General features: G+C 61.7%; 10 protein-coding genes. 6 read left to right on the top strand and 4 right to left on the bottom strand.

The features are described 5' to 3' along the window. The 3 genes from HJB82_RS10950 to HJB82_RS10940 form a co-directional block, all read right to left on the bottom strand. Positions 1-447: a DUF805 domain-containing protein gene (locus tag HJB82_RS10950; RefSeq protein ID WP_207585620.1), complete on the bottom strand. Its 447-nt coding sequence runs from the start codon at positions 445-447 to the stop codon at positions 1-3. A gap of 202 nt (positions 448-649) precedes the next feature. Beyond that, positions 650-1096 carry a DUF805 domain-containing protein gene (locus tag HJB82_RS10945; protein WP_221115617.1) on the bottom strand — a complete coding sequence of 149 codons (447 nt, stop codon included), beginning with the start codon at positions 1094-1096 and terminating at the stop codon, positions 650-652. A gap of 336 nt (positions 1097-1432) precedes the next feature. Then, a complete protein-coding gene (locus HJB82_RS10940) occupies positions 1433-1912 on the bottom strand; it encodes a class I SAM-dependent methyltransferase (RefSeq protein ID WP_207585463.1) in 480 nt (159 codons plus the stop codon). Between the two features lie 124 nt (positions 1913-2036). Here HJB82_RS10940 and HJB82_RS10935 point away from each other — a divergent pair, with 124 nt between their 5' ends. Next, the gene (locus HJB82_RS10935; RefSeq protein WP_207585462.1) at positions 2037-3212 is read left to right on the top strand and encodes a DUF3095 domain-containing protein; all 1176 of its coding nucleotides are present in this window, start codon (positions 2037-2039) and stop codon (positions 3210-3212) included. Between the two features lie 174 nt (positions 3213-3386). Here the strand turns inward: HJB82_RS10935 and HJB82_RS10930 are convergent, their stop codons facing one another. Next, a complete protein-coding gene (locus tag HJB82_RS10930) occupies positions 3387-4724 on the bottom strand; it encodes a nucleotide sugar dehydrogenase (protein WP_221139942.1) in 1338 nt (445 codons plus the stop codon). 569 nt (positions 4725-5293) lie between these two features. Here HJB82_RS10930 and HJB82_RS10925 point away from each other — a divergent pair. The 5 genes from HJB82_RS10925 (at position 5294) to HJB82_RS10905 (ending at position 12764) form a co-directional block, all read left to right on the top strand. Then, entirely contained in the window at positions 5294-6637 is a 1344-nt protein-coding gene (locus HJB82_RS10925; protein ID WP_207585460.1) for an adenylate/guanylate cyclase domain-containing protein, read from the top strand. A gap of 156 nt (positions 6638-6793) precedes the next feature. Then, the gene (locus HJB82_RS10920) at positions 6794-8689 is read left to right on the top strand and encodes an ABC transporter ATP-binding protein (protein WP_207585459.1); all 1896 of its coding nucleotides are present in this window, start codon (positions 6794-6796) and stop codon (positions 8687-8689) included. Further along, positions 8683-10590 carry an ABC transporter substrate-binding protein gene (locus HJB82_RS10915; RefSeq protein WP_207585458.1) on the top strand — a complete coding sequence of 636 codons (1908 nt, stop codon included), beginning with the start codon at positions 8683-8685 and terminating at the stop codon, positions 10588-10590. The genes HJB82_RS10920 and HJB82_RS10915 overlap by 7 nt, the downstream gene beginning before the upstream one ends. A 3-nt stretch (positions 10591-10593) precedes the next feature. Continuing rightward, a complete protein-coding gene (locus tag HJB82_RS10910) occupies positions 10594-11592 on the top strand; it encodes an ABC transporter permease (RefSeq protein ID WP_007628233.1) in 999 nt (332 codons plus the stop codon). After that, positions 11592-12764 carry an ABC transporter permease gene (locus HJB82_RS10905; protein ID WP_207585457.1) on the top strand — a complete coding sequence of 391 codons (1173 nt, stop codon included), beginning with the start codon at positions 11592-11594 and terminating at the stop codon, positions 12762-12764. The genes HJB82_RS10910 and HJB82_RS10905 overlap by 1 nt, the downstream gene beginning before the upstream one ends. Positions 12765-12820 lie beyond the last annotated feature (56 nt).

Genomic DNA, 12820 nt, shown 5'->3' with positions numbered 1-12820 from the left:
CTAGGCAAAGACCTCTGCTCGCGCTTCAGGACGCAACGGATCCGGACCGAACTTGTTCGGACCTTCGGTGCCCTTCATCACGGAAATAATGGTAATCGCGAGGCCCGTAACAGTACCGACATAGGGAACCATGCCCAAGACGATCACCGCGAGATACCACCAACCGGAAATGTTGCGATCATGGAAGCGGCGAACCTGAAGGGATAGGATGGGCAAAACGAGGGCAAGCGCCAACAATCCGCCAATAATCATAAGGACGACCACCAGTGAAGATGTTCCGCCCTGCTGACCGGAAAAAGCGCCTGCCGCGAAGGCCAAAATTACTATTGCGAGAGCCAACAACGCATAGAACAGCTGAAACCACCAATATTCCGACCGGGGGGCCCTGCCGGAAAAGGTTGCGTATTTCTGCGTCAGAACAGTCCGAACAGCTTCAGTAAACCCCATTTGAAACGCTCTCATTGTGCCTGCTGCAAGCAAGGCGCCTACAGTCTTATCAACGTCCTGCTTAATAGTCGTTTTTCGGATAAAACAGCTACAATTCAAACGCAGAAATTGCAATAAGCCGGTTGCTTCAAAACAGGCGCTAACTCATGTGGAAACTAACCGCAGAAACGGAGCTACCAGCAGGCTGCGGATGCCCATGCTGTTAGGCAAAGACTTCTGCGCGCGCTTCAGGACGCAGCGGATCGCGTCCGAACTTGTTCGGACCTTCGGTGCCCGGAAGCACGTTGATCACCAGGATCGCAATAACTGCAATGAGACCCATGTAGGGAACGAAATTAGCAACGCACAGCGCGAGATACCACCAGCCGGAAATGTTGCGATCATGGAAGCGGCGAACTTGAACTGCTATCGCTGGCAAAAACATCGCCAGCCAAATCAATCCGCCGAGGAAGAAGAGAAGGCCGAGCGGTGGCGGAACTCCGTCCCGGAAGTCGGAAAAGCCGGCGACCAAACTGCACAGGATGCCCATCGCAAGCAGCACTAGAACATAGAATAAGACATACCACCAATATTCGGCGCGGGACGCCCTGCCGGAGAAAGTTGCATATTTCTGCACCAGAACCGTGCCGGCAGCTTCAGTAAACCCCACTTCGATGCCCCATCTGTGCTAGCGGCAAGTCTGGTGATCGCTCACCTTTCGGCTCGGACCTACAGCCCGACGAAAAACAGCTACAATTCAAACGCATAAATTGCAATGAGGCAGCTGCATCGCGTCAGCATCCAAACGCGATGCTTGGGCGGAAAGATTTTTTAACTTCGTTGCCCGGGGAATTCGATCGTATAATGTGGTGGTTTACACGCCTCCCCGTGCCGCGTAGCCCCCTCATCCGCCTGCCGGCACCTTTTCCCTGCGGCTGAGAAGAGAATCGTGGCAACGCCTCGCTTCTGTTGAAACCTCGGTCGCCACAGTCGCCGCTACCACGGCTTATGTCCTCCGATAAAGAAAATACCGCCCTTCCTTGATTCCCTCCGGCAGCGGCAGCGCCGCCAGTTCGGCATGCTCCAGCGGCAGGCCGCTGACGGCGATGCCGTTTGGGGCGATGACGCCGGCCATCAGCTGCGGCAGCCAGGTCAGCGTCACCGCGTCGATCTCGTCATGGCCGGTGCCGATGTCGGCATGGGCAAGGGCCGCGCCGATGCCGAGGAAGGCCTGGCCGGATTCGCGGATATTGCCGGTCACCATATCTTCCGCCGCGGGTGTCGAGGCTGAATAGGAGCGGACCTCCCAGTCGAAGGCGACGATGCGGCGGCCGGGGAAATTCTCGCGCAGGTGATCATAGGTGCGGCCATTGCCGAGGCCGAATTCCAGCACCGGACCCTCTGTTTCGCCGACCAGATCGATGATCGCGTTCAAAATGTCGCGTTGGGCCGTCAACCGGCGAATGAAGCTGTCGAGGCGGCTCATCTAATCCGTATCCGTCATGAAAAATCGTGCTCGGGTGCTAACACATGAAACCTTGCCAAGTCGATTGCCGTAAATGGGAAATGGCGTTGCAGTGGCAACATGGGTCTGTGCTAAGCTGGATGACATGAAAACCGTGACCGACGAAGAATTCTTTGCCGCCGTGCCGCTGTTCAGCGTCTTCGAGGGCGTGACCGATGCCGCCAATTATCGGCCGCTGCCGGACGGATGGGTGCTGGCGCTCGCCGACATCGTCGGCTCGACGCAGGCAATCGCCGGCGGCCGTTACAAGGACGTCAACATGGCGGGCGCCAGCGTCATTTCGGCGGTGTTGAATGCCGTCGGCAAGGGCGATTATCCCTTCGTCTTCGGCGGCGACGGTGCGCTGATCGCGCTTCCGGGTTCGCTGGAGCAGGCGGCGCGCGATGCCCTTGCCGCGGTGCAGGTCTGGGTCGAGGAAGATCTCAGCCTGATGCTGCGCATCGCCATCGTTCCCGTCGCCGACACCCGCGCCGAGGGTCTCGACGTCCGCGTCGCACGTTACTCGGCAAGCCCGCACGTCACCTATGCGATGTTCTGGGGCGGTGGCACCAGCTGGGCGGAAAGACAGATGAAGCTCGGCCGTTACGCCGTCGACCGCGCCGCCCCGGAAACCCGCCCAGATCTCACCGGCCTCTCCTGCCGCTGGAGCCCGATCGATGCGCAAAACGGCGAGATCGTCTCGATCATCGCGGTTCCCGGCGAAGGCCGCCCGGGCGAAGAATTCCGCGAGCTCGTCAACGGTATCGTCGCCATCACCACCGAACAGAACCGCGATAGCCATCCGGTGCCGGCCGGCGGCCCAAACTTCGCCTTTTCGCTGCACGGCATCAATCGCGAGGCCAAGGCCACCGCGCCGGCCGGTCGGCGGTTGCGGCAGAAGCTCTTCATCTTCCTGCAGCTCGCCGTTACCGTATTGTTCTACAGGCTCGGCATTCCGCTCGGCCGCTTCGACGCGCGCCGCTACAAAAGCGACGTCGCCGGCAATTCCGATTTCCGCAAGTTCGACGACGGGCTGAAGATGACGGTCGACGTCGATGCCGAACATCTGAAACGGATCGAGACGTTGCTGGAAGCGGCGCGGGCCAGGGGCATTGCCCGCTACGGCCTGCATCGGCAGGCCTCGGCGCTGATGACCTGCTTCGTGCCGACGCCGATTTCGCGCGACCACATGCATTTCATCGACGGTGCATCAGGCGGTTATGCGGTGGCCGCCAGCCGGATGACCGGCAAGTCGCTTTCTGCAACGCCGCCCGTCATCTGAGACGCGCACCGAAGAAAGGCAACCCGCCGCTTTGACGGCGACGGGCTGATCTCATCCTGGTTTACGCAACGACTTAGCGGGAACGGCAACGACCGGTTCGGGTAGTTTCCTTGTCGCCGTCATCGTAGGCAATGCCGACGGGTGCCATCGAGCCTCCCTTCTTAGCTGTGGCCGTCACGCCTTGATGATGTGACCGGCAGAAAGCCCGAGCCGGTTGAAGACGTTGCGCGTGTCGATGATCAGCGCAGCACTTTTTGCGAGCGTCGCATAATCCACGCTGTCATGGTCGGTCGCGACCAGCACCGCATCGTAACCGGCGACCGCTTCCGGCGTCAGCGCCACCGATTGGCGGCCCTTCAGCGCCTGGTATTCGCGTGTCGGCGGGATCTCGGTGACGAAGGGATCGTGATAATCGGCCCGTCCGCCGCGTTCCTCAATGATCTCGATCAGCCGCAGCGATGGGCTCTCGCGGATATCGGCAACGTTCTTCTTGTAGGCGAGCCCGATCACCAGCACCTTGCTGCGGCTCAGCGCCTTGCCGGCGCGGATGTCGAGGGCTTCGGCAAGCTTGCCGACGACATAACGCGGCATTGCCGAATTGATCTCGCCGGCGAGCTCGATGAAGCGGGTGGGCAGCTCGTATTCGCGCGATTTCCAGGTGAGGTAGAAGGGATCGATCGGGATGCAATGGCCGCCGAGGCCGGGGCCGGGATAGAAGGGCATATAGCCGAAGGGCTTGGTCTTGGCCGCGTCGATCACTTCCCAGACATCGATGCCCATCGCCGCATAGACGGTCTTCAGCTCGTTGACGAGGGCGATGTTGACCGAGCGGAAGATGTTTTCGGTAAGCTTCACCGCCTCGGCCGTCGCGTTCGAGGAGACCGGAACGACGGTCGAGACCGCCGCACCGTAGAAGGCCTTCATCAAGAACAGCGCCTCAGTGCCGTCGCCGGCGACGACCTTCGGGATGGTGGCGGTATGATAATTCTGGTTGCCGGGATCCTCCCGCTCCGGCGAGAAGCCGACGAAGAAGTCCGAACCGGACTTCAGCCCGGTGCCTTCGAGAATGACCTTGACGATATCATCGGTCGTGCCGGGATAGGTGGTCGATTCCAGCACGACGAGCTGGCCGGGGCGCAGATGCGCGGCGATCGAGCGCGACGTCGCCTCGACGAAGGAAAGGTCGGGATCGCGGTGTTTGGTCAGCGGCGTCGGCACGCAGATGATGATGACGTCGCAGGCGGCAAGCCCGGCGAAATCGGTCGTCGCCTCGAAGCGTCCTGCTTTGATCTCGGTGGCAAGCGCTGCGTCGCTGACCGCGTCGATATAGGAGCGGCGGGCATCGAGCGCCACCATCTTGGAGGGATCGATGTCGAAGCCGGTGACCGCAAAGCCGCTGCGCGCCACCGCCATCGCCAGCGGCAGGCCGACATAACCGAGCCCGATGATGCCGGCACGCGCCGCGCGGGTGTCGATCTTCTGCAAAAGCGTATCGAAGGTGGAGAGAGCCAAGGCGGGATCTTTCAAACGGGGAAATTCAGGAAGCTGATCTAATGCATGATTGCGGTGAATTAAACCCGGGGGCGGATGTTCCTCTTTTCCCGGCGGCATGCCGTCCTGTCGATGCCAGTGGCTTCCCCTCACCCTAGCCCTCTCCCCGTAAAAACGGGGAGAGGGGACGTGCCCTGCGCGAGGTGGGTGGGAACGGAGAGGTCGCGGCTCGGCAGGCGGATGAGGGGCAGGTCTCGCCGACATATTTGAAAACCCCTTAGCCGGGGTGTGGCCAAAATGCCCCGCCGCCATCCTTTGCTGCAACTTCAGGGCACAAAAAATGCCGATCCCATTGTTTCGCATTTGCAGCATCCCTATTTTGACTTTTGATAATGAACCGCCGTGAAAGGACCGCCCCTCCGATCCCCCGATAGGGAGCAAAGGGGTGCCGCTGCCGGGCTCTCGGCAGATCGTTGACAAATAATACCGCTCGTACATCCTGATTTCCTTGTGACCTGCGCATGAAAATGTGCCGGCCGGGGGATTTTTGGCTCTTGAGGATGGCGTGGCTTATGAGGATCATACCGAGAATGAGCACGATCGAATCCAGCGTCTCCTCCATCCTGTTGGACCGGGTCGCCGAATGGCTGACGAACTCTTCGCTGGCCGGAGACGAGCTGGAAAACATTGTGCGCGGTTTCTGCGAACGGCTCGCCTCCGCCGGCCTGCCGATTGCGCGCGTGCATCTGACCTTTTCGATGCTGCATCCGCTCTACGACGCGCTGAGCTTCACCTGGCGGCGCGCCAGTGGCGTCACCATCGAGGGCTTCCGCATGCCGGCCGGGCAGAAGCCGGACCGCTTCCTGCAGAGCCCTTATTATTACCTGCTCGACAACAATCTGCAGCACATCCGCCGCCGGCTGATGCAGGAAGGGCCGGCCGAATTCCCGATCTTCGAGGACCTGCGCAAGGACGCTATCACCGATTACCTGGCCTTCGTGCAGCCCTTCGGCGACGGTTCGGTGCAGGGCATGATGGGCTCCTGGTCGACCGACCACCATAACGGCTTTTCCGACGACATGATCGATGCGCTGCTGAGAATGCAGAACCATCTGGCCGTCGCCGCCAAGATGGCCGTGCTCGGCAAGCTCGCCAACAACATGCTGACCACCTATCTCGGCGGCGATGCCGGTAAGCGGGTGCTGAACGGCCAGATCCGCCGCGGCGACGGCGAGACGATCCGCGCCGCCCTGGTCATGGGCGACATGCGCGAATCCACGGTGTATGCCGAAAAGGAAGGCCGCCAGGCCTATATCGACACGCTGAACCAGTTCTTCGACGCGATCGCCGCGCCGTTCAACCGCAATGGCGGCGAGATACTGAGTTTCCTCGGCGACGGCTTCCTCGCCGTCTACCCCTGCGGGCGCCACAAGGACCCGTCGAAAATCGCCTGCGAGGCAGCACTTTCCGCCGTCCATCAAGCGCAGGCGCGGGTTGCCGAACTCAACAGGGATCGCGAGCAGAAAGGCCTCAGCAAGGTCGGCTACGGCATCGGCCTGCACGTCGGCAACGTCATGTTCGGCAATGTCGGCCTCAAGGATCGGCTGACCTTCTCGGCCTTCGGCTCGGCGGTCAACGAGGTGCAGCGCCTGCAGATCCTGACGAAGAAATACGGCCGCGAGGTCGTCGCCAGCCAGGCCTTCGCCGGTTATTGCGGCGGCGAATGGACGACGCTCGGCGAAGAAAAGCTGCGCGGCATCCGCCAGAAGGTGACGGTGCTGCAGCCGCGTGCGCCCACCCCCGAGATCAACGTCGACGAGAGCTTCCGCGAGGCCGTCCAGAACGGACTTTCAGAAGCCGAGCAGGTCATTCTCCTGCACCGTGACGCGAAGAAACAAGTCGAGCGCACAACCATGGAGAAGTTCATCCAGTAAAGCCACGAAACTCCTGCCATAAATCTGCGCATCCCGCCTGGGGAACTTCGGCGGGACGTGGCAGTTTTCCCTTGATTGTCATCTGCTAGACACCCCGTTTGCGGTACGATAGTGTTGCCTCAACGGGAACATAGAAGACTGGGGAATTTCATTGGTATGGCGTCTGCAGCCGATTTGTTGCGTATTGAAAATCTCGACGTTTCCTTCTCGGTTTTCGGCGACCGGCTGCGCGTCGTAAAGGAAGCCAATCTTCGCATCCTTCCGGGCAAGGTCACCGCTCTCGTCGGCGAATCCGGCTCCGGCAAATCGGTGATCAGCCAGTCGGTCATGGGCATTCTGCCCAACCCGGCCAGCGCCTCCGGCCGCATCCTCTTCACCGATCCGCTCGACGGCACCGCGACCGATATTCTGTCGCTCTCGCGCGACAGCGAGGAAATGCGCGACCTGCGCGGCCGGCGCATGGCGACGATTTTTCAGGAGCCGATGACCTCGCTCTCGCCGCTGCACACCGTCGGCAACCAGATCGGCGAAGCGCTGCTGATCCATACCGAAGCCGACAAGCAGGAAGCACGGGAGAAGACCGAGGAAATGCTCGGCCTCGTCGGCTTTTCCAATCCCCACCGCACCTACGACATGTATCCGTTCGAACTGTCCGGCGGCATGCGCCAGCGCGCGATGATCGCCATGGCGCTGATCTGCAAGCCGGCGCTGCTGATCGCCGACGAGCCGACAACGGCGCTCGACGTGACGATCCAGGCGCAGATCCTCGAGCTGCTGCGCGATCTGCAGGCCAAGCTCGGCATGGCGATGCTGCTCATCACCCACGATCTCGGCATCGTCGCCAATATGGCCGACGAGGTGGTCGTCATCTATCACGGCGAGATCATGGAGGCCGGGCCGGTAGAGGCAATCTTCCGCAATCCGCAGCATCCCTATCTCAAGGCGCTGATGGCCGCCGTTCCGCATTTCGACATGAAACCCGGCGAGCGGCTGAAGGCGCTGCGCGACGTGCCGGTCAATCTCGAGACCCTCGTCGGCAAGAAGAAGCCGTTGCAGGCGGAGGCGCCGGGCACACTGCTTTCGGTCGCCAACCTCTCGAAAACCTATAAGACGCGCAAGCGCAGTTTCCTCGGCAAGCACGAAGCCGCCGTCGTGCACGCCGTCGACGACGTCAGCTTCGACATCCGCCGCGGTGAATGCCTCGGCCTGGTCGGCGAATCCGGTTGCGGCAAGACGACGCTCAGCAAGATCCTGATGCGCGCCATCACACCCGACAGCGGCGCGGTGGTGTTCAACGACGGCAAGGACGTAATCGACGTGCTTTCGGTGCGCGGCGAAGCGTTGCAGGATATGCGCACCAAGATCCAGATGGTGTTCCAGGATCCGGTCTCCTCGCTCTCGCCGCGCATGACGGTGCGCAACATCCTCAGCGAACCGCTGGAGATCCACGACCGCGGCGACAGTGACGAGCGCAAGCGCAAGGTCGAAGGCTTGATGGCGGCGATCGGCCTCGACAAGCGTTATCTCAGCCGCTACCCGCATAGTTTTTCGGGCGGCCAGCGCCAGCGCATCGGCATCGCCCGCGCCCTGGCGCTCGGCCCGAAGCTCGTCATCCTCGACGAGCCGGTCTCGGCTCTCGACGTTTCCGTCCAGGCGCAGATCCTCAATCTGCTGAAGGATCTGCAAAAAGAGCTGGGGCTGACCTATCTCTTCATCTCGCATAATCTCGCCGTCGTCGATTACATGGCCGACCGCATCGCGGTGATGTGCAAGGGCCGCATCGTCGAGATCGCGCCGCGCGAGATCATCCTGCGCGACCCGGTGCACCCCTATACGAAATCGCTGCTCGCCGCCGTCCCCTTCCCCGATCTCGACCGGCCGCTCGATTTCAAGGCGCTCCGGGAAAACGGCGCTGCCGACAAGCAGAACTGGGGCGCGACCTTCACCGCCGCGCATGACGACGCCTCCGAGCTTGCCTATGCCGATCTCGGCGACGGCCATCTGGTGCGCGCCCGCAAAGGCGCCGATGCCAAGGAGTTGCGCGGATGGTGACGCGTCGCATTTTTCTGGGCGGCCTTGTCGGCGCAGCGATCGCGCCGGCGGTGCTTCGGGCGCAACAGGCCGGCGAGCCGGAATTCCTCAAGGACCAGCTCACATCCGGCAGCCTGCCGCCGATGGCCGAGCGCATTCCCGCTCGCCCTCGCATCGTCAACCTGAAGGAAATGGGGCTTGCACCCGGCAGCTACGGCGGCACGGTGCGCACCATCATCGGCAGCCAGCGCGACATCCGCTTCATGACGATCTACGGCTATGCCCGCATGGTCGGCTACAACAAGCACCTGCAGTTCCAGCCGGATATCCTCGCCGATTTCCGCTCGGAGGACGACACCGTCTTCACCTTCACGCTGCGCGAGGGCCATAAATGGTCAGACGGCCAGCCGTTCACGGCCGACGATTTCCGCTACTGGTGGGAAGACGTCATCCTGAACGACAAGCTGACGCCCGGCGGCGGTGCGCTGGAGCTTCGCCCTCATGGCAGCCTGCCGCGCTTCGAGATGCTCGATCCGCTGACGGTGCGCTACACCTGGGATAAACCCAACCCGATGTTCCTGCCGACGCTGGCCGGCCCCATCCCGCTGGTCATCGTCGGGCCTGCGCATTATCTCAAGCAGTTCCATAAGAAGTTCCAGCCTGACCAGGCGAAGATGGACCAGATGATGCAGGCCAACCGCGTCAAGAAGTGGCAGGACCTGCACATCAAGATGGCCCGCTCCTACCGGCCTGAGAATCCCAACCTGCCGACGCTCGATCCCTGGCGCAATACGACGCCGCTGCCGGCCGAACAATTCGTCTTCGATCGCAATCCGTTCTTCCACCGCGTCGACGAGACCGGCAGGCAGCTTCCCTATCTCGACCGGTTCATTCTCAACGTCTCCTCCTCGTCGATCATCGCCGCCAAGGCGGGTGCCGGCGAGGCCGACCTGCAGGCGACCGGCATCGATTTCAACGACTACACCTTCCTGAAGGAGGCCGAGAAGCGCTTCCCGGTGAAGGTCAATCTCTGGAAGGTGGCGCGCGGCTCGCGCATCACGCTGTTGCCGAACCTCAACTGCGCCGACGAGGTGTGGCGCGGCCTTTTCCGCGACGTGCGCCTGCGCCGCGCCTTGTCGCTGGCGATCGACCGGCACGAGATCAACATGGTCGCCTTCTACGGCCTCGGCACGCCGAGTGCCGATACCGTCCTACCCGACAGTCCGCTGTTCAAACAGGAATATGCCGATGCCTTCGTGAAGTTCGATGTCGACGAGGCCAACCGCCTGCTCGATGAGCTCGGCCTGACCCAGCGCGGCGATGACGGCATCCGGCTGTTGCCGGACGGGCGGCGCGCCGAGATCACCGTCGAAACCGCCGGCGAGAGCAATCTCGATACCGACGTGCTGGAGCTGGTCCACGATCACTGGGCCAATATCGGCCTTGCGCTCTATACCCGCACCTCGCAGCGCGACGTCTTCCGCAACCGCGCCATGAGCGGCTCGATCATGATGTCGATCTGGTACGGGCTCGACAATGGCGTGCCGACGGCCGACATGTCGCCCTCAGGGCTGGCGCCGACGCTCGACGATCAGCTGCAATGGCCGCTCTGGGGCATGCATTACCTCTCCGCCGGCCAGGAGGGCGCCGCACCGGACTTGCCGGAAGCAGCCGAACTGGTCGACCTGCTCGGCCAATGGGGCTCGACGGCGAAATTCGAGGAGCGCCAGGTGATCTGGCACAAGATGCTGTCGCTCTATACGCAGCAGGTGTTCTCGATCGGGCTGATCAACAGCACGCTGCAGCCGGTCCTTTGCGCCGCCAAGCTGCAGAACCTGCCGGAGAAAGCCCTCTACGGCTTCGATCCCACCTCCTATCTCGGCATCTACATGCCGGATACATTCTGGTACAAGGAGGCCTGAGGCGTGCTCAGATACATTCTCTGGCGCATCGCCGCCATGGTGCCGACGCTCTTCGTCATTTCAGCGCTGGTTTTCACCATCATCGAGCTGCCGCCGGGCGACTTCTTCGAAAGCCAGATCGCCGAACTGCGCGCCTCCGGCGAGACCGCCAACCTCCAGGAAATCGAGGAGATGCGCCAGCAATACGGCTTCGACAAGCCGGAGATCGTGCGCTATTTCTACTGGGTCGGCGGCATGCTGCACGGCGATTTCGGCTATTCCTTCGAATACCAGCTGCCGGTCTCCGACGTCGTCGGCGAGCGCCTGTGGCTGACGATCCTCGTCTCCTTCACCACTATCCTGCTTACCTGGCTGATCGCCTTTCCAATCGGCATCTATTCGGCCACGCACCAGTATAGCTGGAGCGATTACGGGCTGACCTTCTTCGGCCTGCTCGGCATCGCCATACCGAACTTCATGCTGGCGCTGATCCTGATGTATTTCGCCAATATCTGGTTCGGCATCTCGATCGGCCATCTGATGGACCAGCAATATATCTCGGCGCCGATGAGCTGGGAGAAGGCGCGGTCGATCCTCTCCCATCTCTGGATCCCCGTCATCATCGTCGGCACGGCCGGCACCGCCGGCATGATCCGCCGCTTGCGCGCCAACCTGCTCGACGAGATGCAGAAGCAATATGTGACGACAGCGCGCGCCAAGGGTCTGCATCCGATGCGGGCGCTGCTCAAATATCCGCTGCGCATGGCGCTCAACTTCTTCGTCGCCGACATCGGCTCGATCCTGCCGTCGATCATCTCGGGCGCCGAGATCGTTGCAATCGTCCTGTCGCTGGAGACGACGGGACCGATGCTCATCAAGGCGCTGCAGAGCCAGGACATGTATCTCGCCGGCTCGTTCCTGATGTTTTTGGCCTTCCTCAACGTCATCGGCGTTTTGATCTCCGACATCGCCCTCGGCTTTCTCGATCCCCGCATCCGTCTGCAAGGCAGGAGCACCAAATAATGTCGCCCCTTCCCGCACCCGGCGCGCCGCTTCCGCATTATGTCTCGACCGCGCCTTTCGACCCCTTGGCGACCGAGACCATGACGGCGGCGCAATCGCGCATCCATCTCGCCTCGCAAAAGCAGCTGATGTGGTGGAAGTTCAAGCAGCACAAGCTGGCCTTGATCTCCGGCATCTTTCTCGCCCTCGTCTACCTGATGATCCTGATCGTCGAATTCCTGGCGCCCTACGGTCTGCACACGCGCAACGTCGATTTCATCCATGCGCCGCCGCAAAGCATCCATTTCTTCGACAAGGGCAGCTTCGTCGGTCCGTTCGTCTACGGCCGCAGCATGACGCTCGATCTCGACACTCTGCACCGCGTCTATGCCGACAAGACGAACGACGTGCAGCCGATCCGTTTCTTCTGCCGCGGCGATGCCTATAAATTCTGGGGAATTGCCGCCTCGAACTATCATCTGGTCTGCCCGGCAATCGGCGGGCAGATGTTCCTGCTCGGCACTGACCGGCTCGGCCGTGACGTGCTGTCGCGCATTCTCTACGGCGCACGGATATCGCTGACGATCGGTCTGATCGGCATTTCGATCAGCTTCGTGCTCGGCATCGTCATCGGCGGCCTTGCCGGTTATCGCGGCGGCATTTTCGATCTCATCGTCCAGCGCCTGATCGAAGTGCTGCAATCGCTGCCGAGCCTGCCGCTGTGGATGGCGCTGGCGGCGATCATGCCGGTGACCTGGAGCCCGATCGTCATCTATTTCGGCATCACCGTCATCCTCGGCATCATCGACTGGACGGGGCTTGCCCGCGCGGTGCGCTCCAAGCTGCTGGCGTTGCGCGAGGAGGACTACGTCCAGGCGGCACAGCTGATGGGCGCCAGCACGCCGCGCATCATCGGCCGGCATCTGGTGCCGGGTTTCATGTCGCATCTCATTGCCTCGGCGACGATTTCAATCCCCGGCATGATCCTCGGCGAGACCGCACTCTCCTTCTTGGGCCTCGGTCTTCGCCCGCCGATCACCAGCTGGGGTATTCTGCTGACCGAGGCAAAAAGCGTCAGCGTCATCGCCTTTTATCCTTGGTTGCTCTATCCGATCATTCCTGTTGTTCTTGTCATTTTGGCGTTCAACTTTCTGGGAGACGGCTTGCGTGATGCGGCAGATCCCTACAAATAGCAGGAAGTTCCGCGGCGCCTCACGGCACCGCCCCCATCTCCTGGCCTCCGGACGGT

It is taken from the genome of Rhizobium sp. NZLR10 (genome assembly GCF_019685125.1).
In the GTDB taxonomy this organism is placed as follows: domain Bacteria; phylum Pseudomonadota; class Alphaproteobacteria; order Rhizobiales; family Rhizobiaceae; genus Rhizobium.
This window is presented reverse-complemented; position numbering and strand designations above follow the sequence as displayed.

Excerpts from the sequence above, each read along its gene's own strand:
- HJB82_RS10950 (WP_207585620.1), bottom strand. The coding sequence starts at position 447 with ATGGGGTTTACTGAAGCTGTTCGGACTGTTCTGACGCAGAAATACGCA.
- HJB82_RS10940 (WP_207585463.1), bottom strand. The coding sequence starts at position 1,912 with ATGAGCCGCCTCGACAGCTTCATTCGCCGGTTGACGGCCCAACGCGAC.
- HJB82_RS10935 (WP_207585462.1), top strand. The coding sequence starts at position 2,037 with ATGAAAACCGTGACCGACGAAGAATTCTTTGCCGCCGTGCCGCTGTTC.
- HJB82_RS10925 (WP_207585460.1), top strand. The coding sequence starts at position 5,294 with ATGAGCACGATCGAATCCAGCGTCTCCTCCATCCTGTTGGACCGGGTC.
- HJB82_RS10920 (WP_207585459.1), top strand. The coding sequence starts at position 6,794 with ATGGCGTCTGCAGCCGATTTGTTGCGTATTGAAAATCTCGACGTTTCC.
- HJB82_RS10915 (WP_207585458.1), top strand. The coding sequence starts at position 8,683 with ATGGTGACGCGTCGCATTTTTCTGGGCGGCCTTGTCGGCGCAGCGATC.
- HJB82_RS10905 (WP_207585457.1), top strand. The coding sequence starts at position 11,592 with ATGTCGCCCCTTCCCGCACCCGGCGCGCCGCTTCCGCATTATGTCTCG.